Annotated in this window: 23 protein-coding genes and 2 tRNA genes; 18 read left to right on the top strand and 7 right to left on the bottom strand. The window is 38.6% G+C overall.

Features of this window, described 5'->3' with window-relative positions:
• Window positions 1-13: 13 nt before the first annotated feature.
• Window positions 14-1,879: an alpha/beta fold hydrolase gene (locus AC056_RS17795; protein WP_039252875.1), complete on the top strand. Its 1,866-nt coding sequence runs from the start codon at window positions 14-16 to the stop codon at window positions 1,877-1,879.
• Window positions 1,872-2,633 carry a 4'-phosphopantetheinyl transferase family protein gene (locus AC056_RS17790; protein ID WP_039252877.1) on the top strand — a complete coding sequence of 254 codons (762 nt, stop codon included), beginning with the start codon at window positions 1,872-1,874 and terminating at the stop codon, window positions 2,631-2,633. The genes AC056_RS17795 and AC056_RS17790 overlap by 8 nt, the downstream gene beginning before the upstream one ends.
• A 180-nt stretch (window positions 2,634-2,813) precedes the next feature.
• Here AC056_RS17790 and AC056_RS17785 read toward each other — a convergent pair.
• Both AC056_RS17785 and AC056_RS17780 read right to left on the bottom strand, forming a co-directional pair.
• Window positions 2,814-2,889 (bottom strand) — tRNA-Gly (locus AC056_RS17785).
• A gap of 45 nt (window positions 2,890-2,934) precedes the next feature.
• Window positions 2,935-3,010: transfer RNA gene (locus tag AC056_RS17780), tRNA-Gly, on the bottom strand.
• 230 nt (window positions 3,011-3,240) lie between these two features.
• Between AC056_RS17780 and AC056_RS17775 the strand changes: the two genes are divergently transcribed.
• From AC056_RS17775 to AC056_RS17755, 5 genes are all read left to right on the top strand, one after another.
• Complete coding sequence (locus tag AC056_RS17775) at window positions 3,241-3,549, top strand: BolA family protein (protein WP_039252878.1); 309 nt, start codon at window positions 3,241-3,243, stop codon at window positions 3,547-3,549.
• 12 nt (window positions 3,550-3,561) lie between these two features.
• Complete coding sequence (locus tag AC056_RS17770; protein WP_039252881.1) at window positions 3,562-3,954, top strand: SirB2 family protein; 393 nt, start codon at window positions 3,562-3,564, stop codon at window positions 3,952-3,954.
• A gap of 75 nt (window positions 3,955-4,029) precedes the next feature.
• Window positions 4,030-4,872, top strand: coding sequence for a ParA family protein (locus AC056_RS17765; protein WP_019457983.1), 843 nt, complete (start codon window positions 4,030-4,032; stop codon window positions 4,870-4,872).
• Window positions 4,873-4,882: 10 nt separating this feature from the next.
• Window positions 4,883-5,269: a hypothetical protein gene (locus tag AC056_RS17760; protein ID WP_005071968.1), complete on the top strand. Its 387-nt coding sequence runs from the start codon at window positions 4,883-4,885 to the stop codon at window positions 5,267-5,269.
• Between the two features lie 214 nt (window positions 5,270-5,483).
• Entirely contained in the window at window positions 5,484-6,074 is a 591-nt protein-coding gene (locus AC056_RS17755) for a LysE family translocator (RefSeq protein WP_004883927.1), read from the top strand.
• A gap of 8 nt (window positions 6,075-6,082) precedes the next feature.
• On the opposite strand, the gene AC056_RS17750 is transcribed toward AC056_RS17755, so the two are convergent.
• Window positions 6,083-6,724: a DedA family protein gene (locus tag AC056_RS17750; protein ID WP_025465185.1), complete on the bottom strand. Its 642-nt coding sequence runs from the start codon at window positions 6,722-6,724 to the stop codon at window positions 6,083-6,085.
• A 194-nt stretch (window positions 6,725-6,918) separates the two neighbouring features.
• Here AC056_RS17750 and AC056_RS17745 point away from each other — a divergent pair, with 194 nt between their 5' ends.
• Window positions 6,919-7,356, top strand: a complete 438-nt coding sequence (locus AC056_RS17745; protein WP_213033514.1) for a DoxX family protein — start codon at window positions 6,919-6,921, stop codon at window positions 7,354-7,356.
• 59 nt (window positions 7,357-7,415) lie between these two features.
• On the opposite strand, the gene AC056_RS17740 is transcribed toward AC056_RS17745, so the two are convergent.
• Window positions 7,416-8,633, bottom strand: a complete 1,218-nt coding sequence (locus tag AC056_RS17740; RefSeq protein WP_171057791.1) for a DUF445 domain-containing protein — start codon at window positions 8,631-8,633, stop codon at window positions 7,416-7,418.
• A gap of 387 nt (window positions 8,634-9,020) precedes the next feature.
• Here AC056_RS17740 and guaA point away from each other — a divergent pair, with 387 nt between their 5' ends.
• The 8 genes from guaA (at window position 9,021) to AC056_RS17705 (ending at window position 15,213) form a co-directional block, all read left to right on the top strand.
• Complete coding sequence (gene guaA, locus AC056_RS17735) at window positions 9,021-10,589, top strand: glutamine-hydrolyzing GMP synthase (protein WP_004705956.1); 1,569 nt, start codon at window positions 9,021-9,023, stop codon at window positions 10,587-10,589.
• Window positions 10,590-10,654: 65 nt separating this feature from the next.
• Window positions 10,655-11,443, top strand: coding sequence for an ANT(3'')-II family aminoglycoside nucleotidyltransferase (locus AC056_RS17730; protein WP_077164364.1), 789 nt, complete (start codon window positions 10,655-10,657; stop codon window positions 11,441-11,443).
• Window positions 11,444-11,662: 219 nt separating this feature from the next.
• Complete coding sequence (locus AC056_RS17725; RefSeq protein WP_077164363.1) at window positions 11,663-12,190, top strand: PadR family transcriptional regulator; 528 nt, start codon at window positions 11,663-11,665, stop codon at window positions 12,188-12,190.
• A 13-nt stretch (window positions 12,191-12,203) separates the two neighbouring features.
• The gene (locus AC056_RS19725; protein WP_151749757.1) at window positions 12,204-12,593 is read left to right on the top strand and encodes a Fur family transcriptional regulator; all 390 of its coding nucleotides are present in this window, start codon (window positions 12,204-12,206) and stop codon (window positions 12,591-12,593) included.
• 21 nt (window positions 12,594-12,614) lie between these two features.
• Window positions 12,615-12,920 (top strand): DUF3861 domain-containing protein, encoded by a 306-nt coding sequence (locus AC056_RS19720; protein ID WP_004705953.1) that lies wholly within the window; start codon window positions 12,615-12,617, stop codon window positions 12,918-12,920.
• Window positions 12,921-13,079: 159 nt separating this feature from the next.
• Window positions 13,080-14,027, top strand: a complete 948-nt coding sequence (locus tag AC056_RS17715) for a pirin family protein (RefSeq protein ID WP_077164362.1) — start codon at window positions 13,080-13,082, stop codon at window positions 14,025-14,027.
• On the top strand, window positions 14,024-14,431 hold the full coding sequence (locus AC056_RS17710) for an OsmC family protein (RefSeq protein ID WP_077164361.1): 408 nt from the start codon (window positions 14,024-14,026) through the stop codon (window positions 14,429-14,431). Before AC056_RS17715 ends, AC056_RS17710 begins: the two co-directional genes overlap by 4 nt.
• 113 nt (window positions 14,432-14,544) lie before the next feature.
• The gene (locus tag AC056_RS17705) at window positions 14,545-15,213 is read left to right on the top strand and encodes a glutathione S-transferase (RefSeq protein WP_039252904.1); all 669 of its coding nucleotides are present in this window, start codon (window positions 14,545-14,547) and stop codon (window positions 15,211-15,213) included.
• 43 nt (window positions 15,214-15,256) lie between these two features.
• Here the strand turns inward: AC056_RS17705 and AC056_RS17700 are convergent, their stop codons facing one another.
• A complete protein-coding gene (locus tag AC056_RS17700) occupies window positions 15,257-15,877 on the bottom strand; it encodes an SPOR domain-containing protein (protein WP_004705949.1) in 621 nt (206 codons plus the stop codon).
• Between the two features lie 139 nt (window positions 15,878-16,016).
• The gene (gene argS / locus AC056_RS17695) at window positions 16,017-17,807 is read right to left on the bottom strand and encodes an arginine--tRNA ligase (protein ID WP_077164360.1); all 1,791 of its coding nucleotides are present in this window, start codon (window positions 17,805-17,807) and stop codon (window positions 16,017-16,019) included.
• Between the two features lie 496 nt (window positions 17,808-18,303).
• Here argS and AC056_RS17690 point away from each other — a divergent pair, with 496 nt between their 5' ends.
• Together AC056_RS17690 and AC056_RS17685 are read left to right on the top strand one after the other, a co-directional pair.
• Window positions 18,304-20,001 carry an NAD-dependent malic enzyme gene (locus tag AC056_RS17690; protein WP_039252907.1) on the top strand — a complete coding sequence of 566 codons (1,698 nt, stop codon included), beginning with the start codon at window positions 18,304-18,306 and terminating at the stop codon, window positions 19,999-20,001.
• Between the two features lie 239 nt (window positions 20,002-20,240).
• Entirely contained in the window at window positions 20,241-20,678 is a 438-nt protein-coding gene (locus AC056_RS17685; protein WP_077164359.1) for a hypothetical protein, read from the top strand.
• Window positions 20,679-20,812: 134 nt separating this feature from the next.
• Here the strand turns inward: AC056_RS17685 and AC056_RS17680 are convergent, their stop codons facing one another.
• Window positions 20,813-21,733 carry a Dyp-type peroxidase gene (locus AC056_RS17680; protein ID WP_039252912.1) on the bottom strand — a complete coding sequence of 307 codons (921 nt, stop codon included), beginning with the start codon at window positions 21,731-21,733 and terminating at the stop codon, window positions 20,813-20,815.
• Window positions 21,734-21,864: the final 131 nt, after the last annotated feature.

The raw sequence follows: 21,864 nt of genomic DNA, 5'->3' as shown, positions 1-21,864 counted from the left end.
AATAAGGTGACTTATGGATAATTTAAAGAACGCAAAAAAAGATAATTTTTCACGGAAGACCATATTAGTAACAGGTGCAGCAGGTTTTATTGGCAGCAGACTGGTGGTTGATCTTTTGCGTGAGGGTCACCAAGTCATTGCTGCACTACGTAATGCTGCAACTAAGAAAGATAAGCTGCTAGGTTTTATTGCAACAGAAGGGCTTGCTGATCCATCTATTTCATTTGTTGAATATGATTTGAGCCGTGATTTTAAGCTGGACTCTCTGCTAGCGGATGCTCAGGCAAAGATCCATGTAATTTATCATCTTGCAGCGTCATTTAATTGGGGTATTAGCAAAGCTGAAGCTGAGCGTACAAATGTTAAGTCAGGACTCGCCTTGATTGAATGGGCCGCAACATTGAAGCAGCTTGAGCGATTTATCTGGATTGGTGGATATCGTGTGGCTGCTCCGCCACAAGAATCGGCTGATGAGTTGTATTGCAAACATGGTGGCTATGAAGCTTCAAAAATTTTGGGTTATCAAGCTTTCATTGAGGCTTGTAAGCGTTTAAATGTGCCATGGACTGCAATAAATCCAGCCACAGTCATTGATGGTTTTTATAATTATGGTGATATGCAATATATCGGTATTGCTGACATGATTGATAAGCTCTATCAGGGACGTCTACTGGCACTGCCGGGTGGCCGTGACACATTTCTGCCACTATGCAATATGCAGTATATCGTGAGCTTTTTGATCCGAACGATGTCTTATCCTGAGACGATTGCTCAGGAGTATATGCTGCTTGATCCTAAGACACCGAAATTTCATCGCCTAGTTCACCTCGCTGCCGAGCATTTAGGGGTTAGCTCACCACATTTACAGCTACCTAAAGGTCTATTAGAAAAACTACCTGAAGTATTACTTGACGGTTCTAAAGAACAACTCTCTTTCATTTCTACTGAGCACTATCATGTTGATGGGGCAGAGGCGATGGCAGCGAAGATGGGCATCGCGGACTTGATTAATATCACTCCATATTTCTCTCGTTGGATTGATCGTCTGGTGCTTACACGCTTTGGTCGTATGCAAGTTTCAATACCTAATTCTTTTAGCTATCAAAACCGGTATTGGACAGAAATCTATACTAAACAGTCAGTTGGTTCGGAAAAATCTTCTGCATTATTTTTACACGGCATTCCATTTGATAGTGCATGTTGGTCTCCAATTATCAATAAAATTACATACGATCAGGTTGCTATGATGGACTTACCCGGACTTGGGCGTTCGGGTAGTTATGAGGTGATTGAAGATAATAATCATCAGTTTATCGATACTGCTGCAAAGCTTTTAGCGCCAAATAGTGTTGTGGTTGCCCACTCGTTAGGATGTCTCTTTGCATTGAACCTTGCAAAGAAATACCCAGATAAAGTTGCACGTCTTATTCTCATCTCGCCTTATTTTGTTCAGGCACAGGCTGCTAAAATGTTTCAGATACAAGCGGTATCTAATCTGATTTTCCGTTTTGTGCCCAAAGATGTGATTGCTAAAGACTTACATCCAGAGGGGCAAAAAAATCCATCTGTTGGTTATGCGATGGATTCATTACGCCGGGTGTCGGTAGCCAAGCATATTAGTGAGTATATGCACCGTATTAGTTTGCCTCAGCAGCGAGCATCTCAAACAGCTTTGTTAAACGAGCTTAGCTCTAAAGTTGAAATCATTGTTGGAGAGAAGGACCCACTTGTTACTACAATCAGTCCTAATATTCCGGTACATATGATTGCTGGTGCAGGTCATAATCCGCATGTGACCCATGTAGAAGCAGTTTATGATTATCTCACGCCAGTTCTAACTAAATACATCAGTACTACAGCACAGCTTAGTGATGTCTAATATAGCCCAAGTAAAAGTTTTTGTTTGCCCAGTTTCACGGGTACCACAAGATCATGTGATATTGAGTCATTATCTCAGCTTTCTCAATGCAGCAGAAAAGTTGAGATATGATCAATATCTTCCTCAAGCAGCACGTCTTTTCTTAATTTCTCGTGTCTTAACGAAGTCTGTTTTAGCAGATAAGCTGGGTATTTCACCCCATCAAGTCAATATTCAATTACAACCGAACGGCAAACCTTTTGTACAAGGCGGTAAGACTATTTATTTTAATCTTAGCCACTCAGCGGATGTTATTGTCCTTGCTGTGACTGAAGAAGGAGAAATAGGCGTCGATGTTGAACGAGTGAATCGAGAGTTCGAATGGAGGCGTGTCGACAGTGTGTTAGCGCTGAGTGAAATAGAGTGGATTCAGGAAAATGAAAGTACTGATCCATTCAGCGTATATCAGCGGTTTTTTCAAATATGGACCTTAAAGGAATCCTATATTAAATGTACTGGTCATGGAATGAGCAGCCATTTAAAGAAGCTTAATTTCCATGTCTTGGCTGAACATATACAGTTTTTTGATGCAACTCATGATGCTCAAAACACAGAACAATATCATTTTCAAAGCTATATCTATGATTGCAATTTTATCTTTTCCATATGTTTACAGCAGAGCCACAATATAGAACGCTTTAATATGGAATGTTTCCAATTACTGCCGTGTATATCTATGCATCCAATGAAGCCGACACTTTGCGAATATACCTAAATTAAATGAAGAACTGCAATTTAAAAAAGTGAATCTGGTAGAAGGTAGAAAGTAGAAAGTCTTTCGTTGGAATTGAATTGAGTTCTTTTCAGTAAGTTATGCTGTGAATCAATAGAGTACAAAAATAAGAATCGATAAAAAGAAAAAAGCCCCAGTCTTTCGACTAGGGCCTTTTAAATTTGGAGCGGGAAACGAGACTCGAACTCGCGACCCCAACCTTGGCAAGGTTATGCTCTACCAACTGAGCTATTCCCGCATATATAAGCAGTTTTTACGAAAACTTTCTCAAAAAAAACCAATTTGGAGCGGGAAACGAGACTCGAACTCGCGACCCCAACCTTGGCAAGGTTATGCTCTACCAACTGAGCTATTCCCGCGTGCCGCTTATAATACATTAAGCAAAACAAGGGTCAACAACTTTATGCAAATAATTATGCTGATTGCATAAAATAAAAACAGAAATGAGCATTTAGAGTTATTTTTATTGATAAGTTGCCGAATAAATAGACATTTTATTCGAAGTCAAAGCATACAAGAGCAACTTTTGTTTGTCCGTAGACAGGGTATACTAGGTCCAAATATACGAATAATCGTAAAAGGAAAAGCTATGAGCCTTGAACAACAGTTGATTGAACGGTTACAAACCCTTGCACCTAGCCATTTGGAAGTTATTAATGAGTCTGCTGGCCACGGTGGTTATTTCCCTGGTAAAGAATCACATTTTAAAGTGATTGTGGTAAGTGAAGAGTTTAACGGCTTGCGTTTGGTTCAACGTCATCAAAAAGTGTATGCGTTGGCTTCTGATTTAATGAATCCAGGTCAAATCCATGCTTTAGCAATTCATGTTTATTTGCCAAGTGAGTGGCAAGGTCAAGCGCCAGCGAGCCCAGAATGTGCACATGCACCTAAAAGCTAAGGGTTAACTTTCATGGATGCACATTTACTCACTAAAATTATTCATATGACTGCGGTGGCTGCCGCACTTATGGTGTTTGTTTTTCGCGCTTCTACACTATTCATTGGTGTGCAAGGTCAACAACCTAACCCAGCAGGGCGTAAAGTATTAGTTGCTTTGCAGCATTTATCCTTTACTGTGGTTTTTATTACGGGTGCAGTTTTACTGGTGATGAAGAACTTTCAGGTTCAACCATGGTTTTACGCGAAAATTATCTTATTTTTAGTGCTGTTATCATCACTAATGAAGGCTTTTAAAAAGGATGACACTATTTTATTGGCACAGCGCCGTGCAGGTTTAGCTATTAGTGCAGTCGCATTTATTGCCATTATTATTTTGGTCATTGTGAAACCAGTTTTTGCTTAATTGTTCTACATTCTTTGCCTTTTTGCTTAAGCTCTAGGTTAAACTGCATACAATAAAAAATATGCAGAGGGAAACATGTTAACTCGTGTGGTATTTAACCAAAAAGGCGGTGTAGGGAAATCAAGTATTACTGTAAATTTGGCTGCGATTAGTGCCAAACATGGCTTTAGGACCTTGGTTATCGATCTGGATCCTCAAGCCAACTCTAGCCAATATCTTTTAGGCGAAGAAGCAACATACGCTGCTGATAAAGCCGTTTTAGAACCAAATATTGAAAACTTCTTTGAAGATGTGCTGGGGAACAATCAACAAAAAGGTCTAATTGGTAATGCATTAGGCTCAATTTTAAAAGCCCCTCGGAACAAAGACCTCGACAGTTTTGTGCACTCAACATCCTTTGATAAATTAGATGTACTTCCAGCAAGCCCTACGCTTGGTGCACTTGAGCATGCACTTGAAAGCAAGCATAAAATTTATAAATTGCGTGATTCTATTCAAAGCTTAATTGGGCGCTATGACCGTATTTATATCGATACACCACCAGCTTTTAACTTTTTCACGTTGTCCGCCTTAATTGCAGCAGATAAAGTCCTGATTCCTTTCGACTGTGATGTCTTTTCAAAGCGTGCGTTACAAACATTGATTGAAAATGTTCTCGAAACGCAAGATGATCATAATGATCGCTTGGAAATTGAAGGAATTGTGGTGAACCAGTTCCAATCCCAAGCAAAATTACCTCGGGAAGTGGTCCAGCAGTTGAAAGATGAAGGGTTACCTGTGCTCAATAGCATGTTACCGCCTTCAATTTTAATGAAAGAATCGCATCAGAAAAATTTACCTTTGGCCCATTTGGCACCAGAACATAAATTGACTCAGGCTTATGAGACATTATTTGGTGAGATTGAGCCAAAACGATAAGAGAAAAATGATGAAAGGCTTATATATTGCGCCTTTGGTGGCAGCCACGTTACTTCTTGGCGCTTGTGCTACAACGGTAAAACCGACTTATGTGTCTCCGACACAATATCAATCTTTGAGTTGCCAACAACTGCAAAGTGAATATAACCGTATTCAACAATATATCGATAATGGCGTACAAACTCCAAAAAGTACAGGTATGGGTGTTGGGCTTGGACTTGGTGGTGGCTGGGGACGAGGCGGTTGGGGATTCGGTCCATCCATCTCTGTTAATATGGGGCAATCTTCTTCAACCAAGAACACCGAACTTTCACGTGTTTTAGGCCAACAAGAAGCAATTGTTCAGGCAGCTCAGTTTAAGAATTGTCCAATAATTGTCCGCAAAAAGGCGAATTAATAGTCATCTTTGCATCACAATATGCTAATAGAAGCATATTGTGATGATTAAAGTTTAGCAAAATGTTTCATAATCAAATAAATATAAATCAGTATCTTAGTTTAATATGGTTACAATGATACTTGTATTTTTTCTCGTCAAGTTATGCTCTTAACTTGCTATATTTTGTCTATTTCGTTTAAGGTGGCCCCATCTTTACCAATGTGGAAACTTTATGATTGAAAGCTGGTTTTTTGTATTAGCAATGTTGGCTGTTTTGCTTATTCCTGGGCCGACAAACGCACTACTTGCAACCGCAGCTCATTCACAAGGTTTATCTAAAACATTCTGGCTTATTCCAATGCAATGGTTAGGTTATGCCTATGGGATTAGCTTTTGGGCTGTCTTTATTCATTTAGCAGCTCCAGTTTGGCCTGCGTTACTGCTCATTTTGCATATTACGAGCGTGTTATATGTGTTCTGGATGGCATTTCGTTTATGGAAAACTACACATTTACAGCAGTTTAGTCAGAACCACCGTAATATTCGCCCACGTCAGTTATTCTTCTCTACTTTAAAAAATCCTAAGTCCTTACTGTTTGCAGCTGGTATTTTTCCTGCCGAAACATGGAATTCGCCTGAAAATTTTCTTATGGTCTTTGCGGCTTTTACATTGACGCTTATTCCTGCGGCGAGTTTCTGGATGATTTTTGGTCGTGCTTTATTGACAGGTTCAATGCAAAAAATAAAAGCCGATCATTTATATAAAGGATCGGCCATGTTACTCATTTTATGTATGCTTCCGGTGGTATTCCGTTTCTTCTAAATGAAGCTTTAAACGTTGGCTTTACGGTTTTTTAACTTCTCACGTATAAACCCGATAATACCCGGTAGAACACTAATAATAATGATGCCGAAAATAAGGTGGGTGAAGTTATCTTTAACGATTGGCATATTTCCAAATAGATAACCTAAGGTTACAAAAGAAGCTACCCAACAGAATGCTCCAATTAAGTTATATGTCAGGAAAAACTTATAATTCATGCTACCAGCACCTGCAACAAAAGGAGCAAATGTGCGGGCAAATGGAATGAATCGAGCAAAAATAATCGTTTTGCCACCATGGCGGGCAAAGAATTCTTGAGTTTTGGTTAAGTGCTGCTTATTAATGAATCGGGAGTTCATTTCAAACACACGTGGACCGATAAAACGTCCAATATGATAATTGACTGTGTCACCTAGAACTGCAGCAATAAAGAGCAGAGTACCTAGCAACCATGGATCCATCTTACCTGTAGATGCAGCTAATGCCCCTGCTGCAAATAATAAACTATCGCCCGGTAAGAACGGCATGACCACTAAACCAGTTTCGACAAAAATAATTAAAAATAATATGCCATAAATCCAGACTCCGTAATTTGTAATAAATTCGGCGAGATGCTGGTCAACGTGTAGAATAAAATCAAGAAGTTCCATGAGATAGCTAAGTGGTAAACCGTGCTCAAATCCTAGCAGTGAGCCTATAGAAAGTCAGTATAGAACATCAAAAAGATACAAATTAATCATCCTATTTGTGCAACGATATATATGGATTTTGAGTATTTAATTATCAATGTCCCAAACCTAGAATGAGTTCATCAACAAATAAGCATTTAAATAAAGGTGGCTGTATGTTTAATCCAAATGTGGTGGTCAAAAATATCGTAACGCAAACAGGTGCGGACAGTTTTATTAGTCTGGTTGCTCGCGTACTTATTGCGTATATCTTCCTTGTTGCTGGCTGGGGAAAAATCACCGGTTACGCAGCAACAGCAGGTTATATGGAAGCTATGGGGGTTCCTGGTGGAATTCTACCATTAGTCATTCTGGTTGAGTTTGGTGGTGGTTTAGCTTTGTTACTTGGTTTCCAAGCACGTTTTGCAGCTTTTGGTCTTGGAATCTTTAGTATTTTGACTGCGTTCTTGTTCCACCAAGGTGGAGCTGATGCAGCAGCGCAATATAATAATAGCATCCACTTTATGAAAAATTTTGCAATGGCAGGGGGATTATTCTTCCTAATGCTTCACGGTGCTGGACGTATTAGCCTAGACCACGCAATTGAAAAATAATATTCAAGACAAAATAAAAACCGGATGAGCAATTCATCCGGTTTTTTTATATTTAAAAATTAGAGCATGAACTGGATTTGTAGCTCACCAACAACAAAACCAAGTACTGCACCTACTGCAATAAGTGCCCACTCATCTTCTTTGAACGCTGGACGCAACATCCCTTCAAATTCGGATGGTGTTAATTTTTGCATACGTTCAATTAAAGTGCTGCGAATATTCATCGCATCTTCTGCATAAGACTCAACATATTTCATGGTCTCTGGCAGCTGTTGCATAATACGTTCTGCAACTTGTGTTTTCATATTCTGGTATTTTTCTCCACCAATTGCATATACAACAAGTGGACGAATGACACCTGCCTGCATATCAATTTCCTGTTTAACATGGCGGTTCACCAAGTCAATCACACGTGCAGAGTGAGTGCCGGAAAATAGCTCTTCCATCATATGACGTGAAGTTAAAAGCTGTTTGGAAATCAAGGCTGCGTAGTCAGCTGCTACTTCATTCTGACGTTTAATAAACAGACCTTGCCATGTATAGCCCAATATCTTTTTAGGATAGAGCGGTCTAAACATCATTTGCAGCGCAATCCAGTCACTGAAAAATCCTACAAATCCACCAAACATCGGTAGCATCCAAGGATATTTACCTTGCGTAATAATCCAGCACAACATTTGGATTACACCAATACCAAAACCGAATACAAAGCCAACATTACTGAAAAATTTAAACTCTTGTTTGCCGACACGTTTAAAAATATTGTTGAGTAAACGCTTATCTTTAAGCAAATTACTAATCACCAAATGCTTAATATCAAAATATCGATTTACGTCACGTTGCACTTCACTCATGATGTGCTCGACAATTTCAGGCGCTTTGGATTGAACTCTGCGGATCAGTCTTTGACGGGCAAACTCAGGCATGCCTTCCCATAAACCGGGTTGATACTCTTGCGCAACTTCACGCGTAATATCTTCTGCTGCTGCCATTAATGGTTTTTCAATTTCTTTGGCAATACGCTTTGGGTCAAGACGAGCAAAAATTTCTTCGGGCTTAATCAGCTTGGCTGTCATGAGTTCAACAGCAATGGTTGCCATTTTTTCAGCTTTACGAGGCACAATACCTTGCCAGCCAAAAAATGGTTTAATACCTTTAAATTCAAGTGGTGAGAACATCATTTGAATGGCAATCACTTTAGTGACATAGCCAATTAAACCACTCATGAAAGGAATAGAGACATACAACCAAAAATGTTGCTGGAAATCTGCAATCATAGTTTGAAGCATTGTTGTTCCTTAGATTTCTATTGATTTTGATATGGGGCAACAAGCCATAAAAAACGGATCACTGTTTAAGGACAGACAAATATCGCTTAATGGTATTTACCTTTCCATGGTAATGCCTGTTTTATCGGGTCATCTTAACATCAAATTCATGAGGATGTTGCATAGAATGTGATGAATTTATCAATGTGTATGAAGATTTTAAGCGGTATACAGTACATTGATAAATATCAATAAATTTGTATTTATATCAATCAATCTAAATATCAAAATGATTATGATATGAAAAAAACAAGATATATGATGATTTGCGGTGCGCCGAAGCGTGAAAAATGTTAAAATGGCGCGCTTAATTCTTTTGCCATTTAGTGGTTTGTCATGACTACCAATACTCAAATTACTGAAGATCGTATCCTGATTCTGGATTTCGGCTCTCAATATAGTCAGCTCATTGCACGTCGTGTACGTGAAGCTGGTGTTTACTCTGAAATGTATGCCTTTGATATGTCTGAAGAAGACATTCGTGCTTTTAATCCAAACGGTATTATTTTGTCAGGTGGACCTGAGAGTGTGCATGAAGAGGGCAGCCCACGAGCACCACAGGTGGTGTTTGAGTTAGGCGTTCCAGTATTGGGTATTTGCTATGGTTTACAAACCATGTCTGAACAGTTAGGCGGTAAAGTTGAGCCGGGTACTGTACATGAGTTTGGTTATGCCGAAGTTGATATCGTTAAACGTGACCAACTTATTGGTAACTTACAAGACCGTGAAAACCAACTTCATGTTTGGATGAGCCACGGCGATAAAGTGAGCCAGATTCCAGAAGGTTTTACGATTACTGCAAGCACACCAAGCTGTCCAGTTGCTGCTGTAAGTGATGAAGCGCGTCGTTTCTATGGCGTGCAGTTCCACCCAGAAGTAACGCACACGGCAAAAGGTGAAGAGTTACTTGCAAACTTCGTTCATAAAATTTGTGGATGTGGTGGCCTTTGGACACCTGAACACATTATCGATTTACGTGTAGAACAATTACGTCAGCAAATCGGTGATGAAAAAGTTCTTTTAGGTCTTTCTGGTGGTGTTGACTCATCTGTTGTTGCTGCGCTTTTACACAAAGCAATTGGCGACCAGTTAACATGTGTATTTGTTGATAATGGCTTACTTCGTTTAAACGAAGGTGACCAAGTAATGCAAATGTTTGCTGAAAACATGGGTATACGTGTGATTCGTGCAGATGCTGAACAACGTTTCTTAACTGCATTGGCTGGTGAAGTTGATCCAGAGAAAAAGCGTAAGATCATTGGCCGTGAATTCATCGAAGTATTTGCTGAAGAAGCACGTAAACTTGATGGCGTGAAATTCTTGGCACAAGGCACGATTTACCCAGACGTAATCGAATCTGCTGCAAGCAAACAAGGTAAAGCACACGTTATTAAATCTCACCACAACGTGGGTGGTTTACCTGACGATTTAGAGTTTGAATTGGTTGAACCTTTACGTGACTTGTTTAAAGACGAAGTACGTAAGTTAGGTACTACACTTGGCTTGCCACACAGCATGATTTACCGTCATCCATTCCCGGGCCCTGGTTTAGGTGTTCGTATTTTGGGTGAAGTTAAAAAAGAATATGCAGATATTCTTCGTCTTGCTGATGACATCTTTATGCAAGAGCTTCGCGACAGCGGCTGGTACGACAAAACTGCTCAAGCATTTGCTGTATTCCAACCAGTTAAGTCAGTTGGTGTAGTAGGTGATGGTCGTCGTTATGCATGGGTAATCGCACTTCGTGCAGTTGAAACGGTTGACTTTATGACAGCTCGTTTTGCACATTTACCATATGAACTAGTTGATAAAATCTCAACGCGTATTATGAATGAAATTAAAGATGTATCACGTGTTGTATACGATGTGTCATCTAAACCACCAGCAACGATTGAGTGGGAATAATCAAATGAAAAGGCAGGATTTAATCCTGCCTTTTTTATGTCTGTTTCTTCCGAAGGAGGTGAGAGATGCCTGATTTAATTCAGTTAGAATATCTTCAAGAAAAATTACAGCAACTTTTAGCGGAATCATTATTTGCAATTTATCTTTATGGTTCAGCTGTTGACGGTGGTTTAGGGCCAGAAAGTGATCTTGATGTACTGGTCGTGGTCACTCAACCATTAACATCTGCTTTACGTGAGCAGCTTGCACAAGAATTACTAAAAATTTCACAGCCTGTTGGGGAATTACAAAGGCCATTAGAAGTTACTATTTTATTAAAAGATGAGATTCAGTCTGGAATTTATCCTTTAAGTTATGAAATGCAGTTTGGTGAATGGCTGCGTGAAGAGCTTAAAGAAGGTGGAACATTGAGCTCACAGAAAGACCCAGATATTAGTATATTACTTAGGAAAGCGAGATCTCATCATACAGTTTTATTTGGGCCAGCTTTAAACCAATGGGCACCTGAAATTTCTGATCAAGAATTATGGCAAGCAATGTCTGACACATATCCCGAAATCGTAGCGCATTGGGATGAGGATGCCGATGAAAGAAACCAGATTTTAGCTTTATGCCGGATCTATTTTAGTTTAGTGATGAAGAATATTGCTTCAAAAGACAATGCAGCACGATGGGTTATGTCTCAGCTTCCTGATGAGATGAAATTCGTATTGCAGCGACTTATACAAGAATATAGAGGGGAAATCGGCAAACAAAATTGGCAAGAGGAGCATTATGCTTTGCAGCCTATTGTCAATTTTTTGAGTTCAAAAATTGAAGAGCAGTTTAAGCAGAAAAGAAATTTGACCACATAATAATTTTTTGATTCTGACTTTATTTACCGACTTTGCTAAACATGTGGCTATATAAGAGTGCTTAAGCACTCTTTTTTTATTGCTTAACTTTTAAAGCTAAAAATTAATCTTGATAACTATCAATACAATAGATCATATATTATTACTTATACTTGATAAAAGATGTATTAAGATATATCTTAATATGCATAAATTAAACATATTAGAGAATCTTCAAAGATGAAACAACAATCAGAACATCATCATACTGAGCACAATGAACATCACCACGGCCATCACCGTTCGGGGCGTCGTGGAAGACTTTTTGAAGCTGGACGAATGAAACTTTTAGTCCTTCACCTTATTCAGCAAAGTCCTAAGCATGGTTATGAAATTATTAAAGAAATAAGTGATTTGGTCGGTGATGGCTATACGCCTAGTGCGGGAACAATCTATCCGACTTTGACCAGTCTTGAAGAAATGAATTTGATTAGTTTGCTAGATGTAGAGCGCAAGCAATATCAAATTACGGAGTTTGGGGAAGCTTATTTAGCTGAACAGCAAGACAAACTAAGTGGACTTTTAGAGAAATTACGTTTGAGACGTGAAATTCACAGTAATGATCAATTAATTGAAATTCACCGCGCCATGGAAAATTTAAAAACTGCCTTACGCTTGAAACTTAATACAACTGATTTGCAGCAAGAGCAGATCTATCAAATTGCCGAAAAAATTGATCAGGCTGCGGTTGCAATCGGGCGTCTATAAGTTGAGATACAACATGTTAGAGCTACAGCAAAAAATCAAAGAAGCGGGCCTAAAAGTCACTCATCCAAGACTTGCTGTTTTGTCTTTAATTCAACAGCAAGCAGAAGATTTAACGGTTAAACAGATTTATCAAAAGCTATATACCCAAAAACAGAAGTTGAGTTTGGCAACAGTTTATCGGGTGGTCAGTGATTTGGTAGGAGCAGGCCTAATTTCAAATACTCAATTTCAACGAGGTGAAGCCAAATTTAACTTATCAGACTTAGCCAATAATCAACTGCTACAGATTCAATGTGCAGAACTGACAGAAGCCAAACAAGAACAATTTCTAGCGAGTTTGCAATCGGTATTTAATCAATTTCAAGTTGATTTGAAGCAGATTGAAATTATCCAAAACCATTAATTTTTGATAGAGAATTTATATATGAAACAGCATCAATATCACGTTACTGTACAACATTTAAAAGATGCCAAAGGCGAAGTTTCTACCTATACGGAAAGACTTGAGTTCTATACTGGTAATCATGACGATATTTTTGAGATTGTTGAAAAGCTAAAGAATGCAGAATTTTTCGATGATCAAACTACAAAGTCTTTTGCTGTTGGTCTAAAGTTATTTAGTGAAGTCATGCTGGAAAATCGAGATCATGCATTGTTTCAAGAGTTCTTTCCGCAGTTCGGACAATTTATGAAAAATCTAAAACAGCTCGTTAAGACTCAGTCATCTTAAGCTGCTGAATGCAGCTTTATTTATTTTTATAACTAAAAAAAGGATTGTCTCATTCATAACACCCTGTGTATTACTAAAAGACTATATTGAATAATGAGTGTATTGTTAAGATCAGTATAACAACTCATTGCAAAAGCATAGGTAAAAGAGAGTAATATCATGAGCAATAATAATGATTACGATATTTCTGATTCAAAAGATTGTGAGAAATTTGCCAATCAATTTATTCAGGAATTTCCAATTCGCTCTGCTGAAATTGGACAGGGGACAGTCATTAAGCGGGCTTTACCTAGCCGTCAAAAGCGAATGATTGGTGCGTGGTGCTTCCTAGATCATGCAGGCCCAGTAACTTTTCCAGCTGGTGATGGTCTAGATGTTGGTCCTCATCCTCACATTGGTTTGCAAACCTTCACGTGGATGATTGAAGGCACCATGATGCATACTGATAGTTTAGGTTCAAAGCAATTGATCCGTCCTAAACAAGTAAACCTGATGACAGCAGGTCATGGTATCTCTCATACAGAAGTTGCCCCTGATACAGAAACTCAAATGCATGCTGCCCAGCTTTGGATCGCATTGCCTGACCATAAGCGCAATATGGATCCTAAATTTGAACACTACCCAGAACTACCCGTTGTTGAAAAGGATGGTTTAGAGTTTACCGTCCTTGTGGGTGAATACTTGGCAACTACTTCCCCAGTTGCAGTGCATACGCCGTTAGTAGGTGTTGATTTAATTGCTACCGAAGATACTAAAACACGTATTCCACTGAATCCTGAGTTTGAATATGGTTTTATGGCATTAGATGGGGTTGCCCATGTGAATGGCAATGAACTCACTGCCGACAACATGGTTGTATTAGATATGGGTTTAAGTGAAATTGAAATTGAAGTAAAGAAAGGGAACCGTGTGCTGTTAGTAGGTGGTGAACCGTTTGAAACTCCAATTTTACTATGGTGGAACTTTGTTGCACGTACAATGGATGATTTAAAAGAAGCGCGGGAGCAGTGGATTAATCATGATGTGCGTTTTGGTGAAATTCCAGACTACGTGGGTGCGCGTTTAGAAGCGCCAGTTCTTCCAGATCAAATGAGAGCATCAAAATGACAGCAGTAATCGCAAGCAGTAAAGCAAAGCCTCTTCCTGAGCAGTGGAAGGGCGAAATCACCAGTGGTCGTCATCAATATTTTTGTGACGAACCAGAGAAGTTAGAAGGGCATGACCAAGGTCCAGCCCCTTATGATTTACTTACCGGGAGTCTGGCAGCTTGTACACTTATTACTTTAAGAATGTATGCAAAGCATAAAGATTATGACTTTGGTGAGTTTTCAGTTGAAATTGATTTTCATACCAATCGTGAGCATGAAGAACATATTGAACGTCGTATTGTTTTTAAAGAGTTACCAAGCGAAGAACTACAGCAAAAAATATTAACAGTGTGTAGTAAAACGCCTGTTACTAAAACTTTGTTACGTAGTTTAGACATTCATACTGTGCTTGTTACAGTGTAAAAATGCTATTTTGTTGAGGTGGATGATTTTATATCCATCCCACAAATGGAATAAAACAGCATGTTCACATGCTGTTTTTTATGTAAAAAAGAAAAATAAAAGTAGGCAATAGCATGATTAGTGTACACCACCTGGAATGTTCGCGATCGTTTCGGATTTTATGGGCTTTAGAAGAGTTAGGTTTGGATTATGATATTCATTATTATCAACGTCTTCCCAACTATTCTGCGCCAGAAACACTGAAATGTATTCATCCCCTCGGCAAAGCCCCAATTTTGACAGACGATGAACAAGTCATTGCAGAGTCAGCGGTCATTTTGGAGTATTTACAGCAGCGTTACGATCAAAATCAGCAATTTAAACCTAAGCAATCTCAGGATTTACAGCAATATATTTACTGGATGCACTATGCTGAAGGTTCACTTATGCCTTTATTGGTCATGACTTTAGTTATGAATAGTGTAAACAAACACGTGCCATGGTTAATCCAACCTGTAGCAAAAAAAATCACAGAAGGGGTTAAAGCAAGTTTTGTTCGTCCACGTATGAAAGATCATATTAGTTTTTTAGAAAACTACTTGTCCGAACATGAATATTTTGCAGGGGATTTTTCATTTGCTGATATTCAAATGAGCTTTCCACTAGAAGCTCTTCAGTCGCGTTTACAAGGTAAATATCCGCATATTCAAGCCTTTTTACATCGTATTCAGCAGCGGCCAGCTTTTCAAAAGGCAAAACAAAAGAGTTTGGGTTCAAACGAAAGAAATTGTGCTGACATATAAAAGAAAAGGAACAAATATTTGTTCCTTTTTTATCACTCTTGCTTTATTTGCGTTTAATTACGATAGAGTCAATACCACTATGTTGTAATGTTTGCTGGGCTGCAAGCGCAGCATCTTGAGTATCATATGGACCAGAAATAACTCGATACCAAGTCTTACCATTTTCAGAACTTTTGACTACATCGGCAGATAAGCCATTTAAAATAATTTCTGCACGACGAGCATCTGCTTGATCGGGGTCTGTATAGCTACGGACTTGTAAAATGTAATTTGGTTGTTGAGGTGCAGCAGCTGTAGAGTCATCGCTATCAGTAGTAGCAACAGACTCTGATGCAGCAGGTTGTGCTGTACTAGGCGCCTCTACAATCATTGCTGTACCCTGATTTTTACTTTCAGGGATTGCTTGTTCCGGAATAGGGGTTACTTGTTGCTGAGGCAATAGATCATAAAAGCGATAGTCTTTATTGGTCTCTTCTTCTTTATAGTGATCAGACGTAATCTGATTTTTTGAAGAAACAGGTTGCCACGGTTTCCACAGCATGAGCATTACCGCAATGCATAAGACGACTAAAATAGCGACAAGTGTCCCTAGCCATTTAGGGATTAAAGGCTTTTTAGGCTTATTAGGTCTTTCAGATACACCGCGTTGCGTTTTGCCAAACACGTGGATTATTCCTCTGTCTTTTGATTGTTTTCTTTCGAGTTTACTTTAAAACATCGCTCTGTAAGGTTTATATCATCACAAAGCGATGTCTTTTACAGCATGGCTGAATATGTAGTTCTACCAAATATCCAGCATTTATTTACATGGCTTCAGGTGCAGAAACACCAAGTAATTCTAAGCCATTACGCAATACTTGTTGTACATTGATTGAAAGTAATAAGCGTGCTTGTGTAAGTTCAGCATCATCACTTAAAACTTTGTGTTCATTGTACCAACCGTGGAATAGCGCAGCTAATTCCTTTAAGTAGTTACCTACTTGGTGTGGTTCATACGCATTAGCAGCACGTAATACAACGTCTGGATATGCAGCAAGTTTAGCAAGAATTTCAGTTTCTGCATCAAGTGATAAACGTGCAGCATGCGAACGAGCAGCATCCACTTCAAACTGTAAGCCAGTGCTTGCTGCTTTTTCTAACATACGGCAGATACGTGCATGAGCGTATTGAATATAATAAACAGCATTGTCTTTGCTTTGTGATACAGCAAGATCTAAGTCAAAGTCAATGTGTTGTTCGCTCTTACGCATTACATAGTAAAAACGAGCAGCATCGTTCCCAACTTCTTTACGTAAGTCGCGTAAAGTCACGAATTGACCTGAACGAGATGACATTTGAACCATCTCGCCACCGCGCCACAAACTTACGAACTGAACTAAAAGAACAGTCAATTTTTTCGAGTCATAACCCATCGCATCAATCGCAGCTTTTACGCGAGAGATATAGCCGTGGTGGTCAGAACCCCAAATATCAACAAGGTCAGTATAACCACGTTGTAATTTATTTAAGTGGTAAGCAATGTCAGAGGCAAAGTAAGTCGTTTGACCATTACGGCGCTTAACAACACGGTCTTTTTCATCGCCAAATTCAGTCGATTTAAACCAGATATTGCCATCTTTTTCATAAAGGAAGCCACGTTGATCAAGTGTTTCTAAAGCTTCATCAATTTTTGCGCTAAGAGATGCTTCACTGAACCATTGATTGAAAGTTACGCCAAAGTCAGCAAGGTCATCTTTAATGTCATCTAAAATCGCATGAAGAGCGGCTTGATGGAAAACACGGTAGCCTTCACCTAATAATTGTTGTGAATTGGCAATAAGACCATCAATGTGTTTTTCTTTGTCACCAGACAATACAACTTTATTGCCTTCGCTATCGAGTTCATCTGCATATTGCACGTCTTCTGGCACATCTTTATAGACGTCTGCTACATCATGAACATATGCATTGTTATCTTTGTCGATAATACTTTGGGCAATCTCTTTAACGTAGTCGCCTTGATAAGCATTTTTTGGAAATACAAGGTCTTGGCCCAATAATTCTAAATAACGTAAATAGGTAGAAGTCGCCAAAATATCCATTTGACGGCCAGCATCATTTACATAGTATTCGCGATCAACTTTAGCACCTGTTGCTTCAAGCAAGTTTGCAACAGTCATACCATAAGCAGCACCACGGCCATGACCTACGTGTAGGCTAGATGTCGGGTTTGCAGAAACGAATTCAACTTGAATCTTTTTCGCTGCATTTGATTGGCTACGGCCAAAGATTTCTTTTTGAGCTTGAATTTGATCAAGAATCGCAAAACGTTGGTCTGCATTTAAGAAGAAATTGATAAAACCAGGACCTGCGATTTCCGCTTTACTGATATCTGCAACTTCTGGTAGAGCCGCAAGAATTTTTTCAGCTAAATCACGTGGTTTCATACCAGCAGCTTTAGAGCCGATCATGGCAATATTAGAAGCAAAGTCGCCATGGCTTCGGTCTTTGGTGCGCGTTAAATTGCTTGAATTATTCCAATCCGAAGGAAGCACGCCTTCTTGCTGAAGGGTTTGCACTGCATGGTCGAGAGCTGCTTGTATTGCCGTATTCATATCAATCGAAAATAGATGTCGCAGAAAAACGTCAAATATAGCAAATTTCCTATGAGTTGGGGGAGTGCATTTAACGCTTTCACTGAATTTCTTTCTTTTCGTTCCCTACAACTATTTTTTTTGTAAATATTGGAAAATAAGCCTAAGAAAACTCTCAAAGCACGTAAATATAGGCTTTTTAGACAATATTTTCTAAATTATAAGCTAGTAAAACACTTGGTATTTCTTGTAAAAATGTAAGAGGCTGAAAAATTATAGGATTGTAAGCCAAGTATAGTGTTAATAAAGAATGATTTTAAAAAACTTGTAAATAATAAGTAATTAATTTTTAATATTTATTTTATATTATATATTTACTAAATAGTCTTTAATTTTAATATCACAGTTTAAAATACCTATTTCGTCTCAAATAGTCTTAAGCTTACGCATACAACGAGCTTTAGAGAGTGCTGAAACTGTACTTTTCGGAGTTCTAAGCTGGAAAATGAGATAGGCAATGATATCAGGACACCCAAGTAAACACCCACTTTATATCCCTTATGCAGGCTATACACTTTTAGAGTTACCCCTTTTAAATAAAGGATCTGCTTTCACTCAAGAAGAAAGAAGTAACTTTAACTTACACGGGTTACTTCCACATATTATTGAAACTATTGAAGAGCAAAGCCAACGCTCTTATCAGCAATATTGTGCTTTTAATGATGATATAAATAAGCACATCTATTTACGTAATATCCAAGATACCAACGAAACTCTTTTTTATCACTTAATCGAAAATCATCTTGAAGAAATGATGCCGATTATTTACACCCCAACTGTGGGTGAGGCGTGCCAACGTTTTTCTGATATCTATCGCCGTCATCGTGGTATTTTTATTTCATATCCAGATCGTGATGTGATTGATGATATTTTGCAAAACGTTAATAAAAACAATGTTAAAGTCATCGTGATTACTGATGGTGAGCGTATCTTGGGTCTTGGTGACCAAGGTATTGGTGGTATGGGTATTCCAATTGGAAAACTCTCACTTTATACCGCATGTGGTGGTATTAGTCCTGCTTACACATTGCCAATCACAATTGACGTAGGGACGAATAACCCTCAATTATTAAATGACCCGATCTACATGGGGTGGCGTCAACCACGTATTAGTGGTGACGAGTACTATGACTTTGTAGATATGGTGATTGAGGCCGTAAAACGTCGTTGGCCAAAAGCACTCATTCAATTTGAAGATTTCGCACAAAAAAATGCGATGCCATTATTAGAAAAATATCGCGACAAGATTTGTTGTTTTAACGATGATATTCAAGGAACAGCGGCGGTATCTGTCGGTAGTTTGATTGCTGCAAGCCGTGCAGCAGGTAAACAGTTAAAAGACCAAACAATTGCTTTCTTAGGTGCAGGTTCCGCTGGCTGTGGTATTGCAGAGCAAATCGTTGCACAAATGATTTCAGAAGGTCTAACCGATGCTGAAGCGCGTGCTCGCGTGTACATGGTAGACCGCTTTGGTTTGATCACTGAAAATCAGCCAAACCTATTAGACTTCCAACGTAAGTTAGCTCAAAAAGCTGAAGTGGTAGACCAATGGGGTAACATTGAAGAAGTGATTTCACTACTTGATGTTGTTAAGAATGCCAAGCCTACAGTGTTAATCGGTGTTTCTGGTCAACCGGGGCTATTCACCGAAGAAATTATTAAGACTATGGCTGCTAATTGTGAGCGACCAATTGTGATGCCGTTGTCTAACCCCACTTCACGTGTTGAAGCTGTACCGGCTGATATTGTGGAATGGACTGAAGGTAAAGCATTAATTGCAACGGGTAGTCCGTTTGCACCTGTAAATCATCATGGCAAACTTTACAATATTTCGCAGTGTAACAACTCATACATCTTCCCAGGTATTGGTTTGGGTGTAGTTGCATCAGGTGCTAAACGTGTTACAGAAAACATGCTTATGGCATCAAGTAGTGCATTAGCAGACTGTTCACCATTGTTGAAAGATCCACAAGCTGACTTGTTGCCACCTTTGGGCGAAATTCAACAAGTGTCTAAAGTGATTGCATTTGAAGTAGCAAAAGCTGCAATGGCAGATGGTGTGGCTGTAACCATTAGCGATGATTTACTTAAACAGAAGATTGAACAATCATTCTGGAAACCAGAATACCGTAAATATAAGCGTATTCCTTTCTAAAATATTAGACGTGTAAAAAAGGGAGTAAAGTACTCCCTTTTTTATTAACTTAATTTGGCTACAGAAGTTTTTTAAATCTTCTAAAAATAAAATAGATGATTCACTTTTAGAAAATATTACTAATCTAAAATCATAAGTTATTTGTAATTTTTGCTTCAGTTAATATTAGATATACTTGCTAGGTAATGGATTTAATTAAGATCAGTTTTTAAATAACACATAATTATGAGTACTTTTTCATGAAAAATATTTATATTTTAATTTTTATAGGCGCTTTAATGGCGTGTGGCGATAAAAGTCCAGATAAAACCCAACATGATGCTAGTCATAAGACAGATGTGGTGCAGGTGGATAAAAATCAATCAGGCTCTGCTGTAAGCGAAAAGAAAGAGAGTGCGGATAAAGCAGTTAAAGCCGCTGATCAAGTAGGGGAAATCTCTTGTTCAAATCCAAATATTACGCAATGGTATGGTTTTAATGAGAGTGTTGCTGAGCCTAAATGTGAAGTGGTAAAAAACTTTCAACTGTCAGCTTATAAATGTGATATTTCTAAAAATGCCTTTGGCGAAAATAAAGATGCCATTTTACTAGAAAATCAAGATAAACGAATTTTTGTTTATTCAACTTCTAAAGACTGTAATGAAATGCTTGAAATAAGAAATGCGAATGGGCCTTAAGTTTATATTTAAGAGTGATTTTTATTAATTTATAAAGGTACAGATAATATCTTTTTAAAATGTCAAAGTACTTGTTTTTGTTCTTTGGTTTTAAATAAAAAAAGTAGCTACCGTGATAGCTACTTTTTAAAAAATTAATCTTCTAAAACTTCTTCTAGTAACTCTTCACTTGGTGCAAAGTAGTATGCGCCGTCTAGTGGCGTTACAAAATGCAATAGGCGGTCATGAATGCCATCGCCACTTGTGCCAAACATACGCTTTAACATGGCATCAATAATGTTCAGGTCTTTAGTATAAGCAATGAAGAATAAGCCTTGATCACCTTTACCATCGCCATAAGGTAAGCTATGGCGTAGGATTTCCATTTCTTCGCCTTCATCATCTTCAACGACAGTACGAGCAACGTGAGCATTGTCTGGCTTAACGTCATCATCTAATTCAATAGATTCAAGTTTAGTACGTCCCATGACATTTTCTTGCGCATCGACTTTAAGTTTTTTCCATTTTTCCAAGTCATGTGCATAGCGCTGTGCAAATATGAAACTACCATCTGCAAATACTCCAGCACTTTCTGGAAGCAGGGCGGTTTCTGCGCGGTCGTCTGGAAATTGAGGGTTTTCGGTACCATCTATAAAGCCAGTAATATCGCGACCATCGAAATAACGGAAGCAAACACGTTCATCCAGAACTTCAACTTTATCTTTAATACCTTCAAAAAATGCTTGGCTTAATGCAAAACAAATATCTGAACGCATACTGGCAATGTGAATAAGCACATCAGCTGGTACGACAGGCATATTGAATGCACCATTTTCTGGTTCAAGTTGTTTAAAGCCAGCAGGAGATTGACTGTAAAGCTGTTTCCAGAGTTCTGGACCAAAAGCGACTGCTGTTTTGATTTGCGCGTCTGAATGCTGAGTAATGAGACGGTCACGTGTTTCGAATAAAGCTTCGAGTTGTTCTTTTAATTCAGCAATTGTTAGATCTTTTAAGCGAAGAACAATAAAACGGGCATGATCAGATGGTAATGGCAAAATGACAGATTGAGCAGTCATTGGAAGGTATCTCCTCAATTATAATTTAGTATGAGCTTCAATTATTGTGCCTGATGCGAAGAGCTGTTAGTAGTCTATTTATTGATTTTATTGTTTGAATTATCGCCGCGATAGTTTTATAAAACGGTATA

It is taken from the genome of Acinetobacter genomosp. 33YU, assembly GCF_001990725.1.
Classification (GTDB): domain Bacteria; phylum Pseudomonadota; class Gammaproteobacteria; order Pseudomonadales; family Moraxellaceae; genus Acinetobacter; species Acinetobacter seifertii.
Note: the sequence above shows the minus strand (reverse complement) of the source record. Positions and strands in the feature narration are given on the sequence as shown.

What these genes read in the sequence shown, in the direction of transcription:
- AC056_RS19725 (WP_151749757.1), top strand. Translation starts at nt 12,204, where the DNA reads ATGTTAGAGCTACAGCAAAAAATCAAAGAAGCGGGCCTAAAAGTCACT.
- AC056_RS17775 (WP_039252878.1), top strand. Translation starts at nt 3,241, where the DNA reads ATGAGCCTTGAACAACAGTTGATTGAACGGTTACAAACCCTTGCACCT.
- AC056_RS17755 (WP_004883927.1), top strand. Translation starts at nt 5,484, where the DNA reads ATGATTGAAAGCTGGTTTTTTGTATTAGCAATGTTGGCTGTTTTGCTT.
- AC056_RS17680 (WP_039252912.1), bottom strand. Translation starts at nt 21,733, where the DNA reads ATGACTGCTCAATCTGTCATTTTGCCATTACCATCTGATCATGCCCGT.
- AC056_RS17715 (WP_077164362.1), top strand. Translation starts at nt 13,080, where the DNA reads ATGAGCAATAATAATGATTACGATATTTCTGATTCAAAAGATTGTGAG.
- AC056_RS17730 (WP_077164364.1), top strand. Translation starts at nt 10,655, where the DNA reads ATGCCTGATTTAATTCAGTTAGAATATCTTCAAGAAAAATTACAGCAA.
- AC056_RS17745 (WP_213033514.1), top strand. Translation starts at nt 6,919, where the DNA reads ATGTTTAATCCAAATGTGGTGGTCAAAAATATCGTAACGCAAACAGGT.
- AC056_RS17740 (WP_171057791.1), bottom strand. Translation starts at nt 8,633, where the DNA reads ATGATTGCAGATTTCCAGCAACATTTTTGGTTGTATGTCTCTATTCCT.
- guaA (WP_004705956.1), top strand. Translation starts at nt 9,021, where the DNA reads ATGACTACCAATACTCAAATTACTGAAGATCGTATCCTGATTCTGGAT.
- AC056_RS17790 (WP_039252877.1), top strand. Translation starts at nt 1,872, where the DNA reads ATGTCTAATATAGCCCAAGTAAAAGTTTTTGTTTGCCCAGTTTCACGG.
- AC056_RS17770 (WP_039252881.1), top strand. Translation starts at nt 3,562, where the DNA reads ATGGATGCACATTTACTCACTAAAATTATTCATATGACTGCGGTGGCT.
- AC056_RS17795 (WP_039252875.1), top strand. Translation starts at nt 14, where the DNA reads ATGGATAATTTAAAGAACGCAAAAAAAGATAATTTTTCACGGAAGACC.
- AC056_RS19720 (WP_004705953.1), top strand. Translation starts at nt 12,615, where the DNA reads ATGAAACAGCATCAATATCACGTTACTGTACAACATTTAAAAGATGCC.
- AC056_RS17760 (WP_005071968.1), top strand. Translation starts at nt 4,883, where the DNA reads ATGAAAGGCTTATATATTGCGCCTTTGGTGGCAGCCACGTTACTTCTT.
- argS (WP_077164360.1), bottom strand. Translation starts at nt 17,807, where the DNA reads ATGAATACGGCAATACAAGCAGCTCTCGACCATGCAGTGCAAACCCTT.
- AC056_RS17765 (WP_019457983.1), top strand. Translation starts at nt 4,030, where the DNA reads ATGTTAACTCGTGTGGTATTTAACCAAAAAGGCGGTGTAGGGAAATCA.
- AC056_RS17685 (WP_077164359.1), top strand. Translation starts at nt 20,241, where the DNA reads ATGAAAAATATTTATATTTTAATTTTTATAGGCGCTTTAATGGCGTGT.
- AC056_RS17710 (WP_077164361.1), top strand. Translation starts at nt 14,024, where the DNA reads ATGACAGCAGTAATCGCAAGCAGTAAAGCAAAGCCTCTTCCTGAGCAG.
- AC056_RS17750 (WP_025465185.1), bottom strand. Translation starts at nt 6,724, where the DNA reads ATGGAACTTCTTGATTTTATTCTACACGTTGACCAGCATCTCGCCGAA.
- AC056_RS17705 (WP_039252904.1), top strand. Translation starts at nt 14,545, where the DNA reads ATGATTAGTGTACACCACCTGGAATGTTCGCGATCGTTTCGGATTTTA.
- AC056_RS17725 (WP_077164363.1), top strand. Translation starts at nt 11,663, where the DNA reads ATGAAACAACAATCAGAACATCATCATACTGAGCACAATGAACATCAC.
- AC056_RS17690 (WP_039252907.1), top strand. Translation starts at nt 18,304, where the DNA reads ATGATATCAGGACACCCAAGTAAACACCCACTTTATATCCCTTATGCA.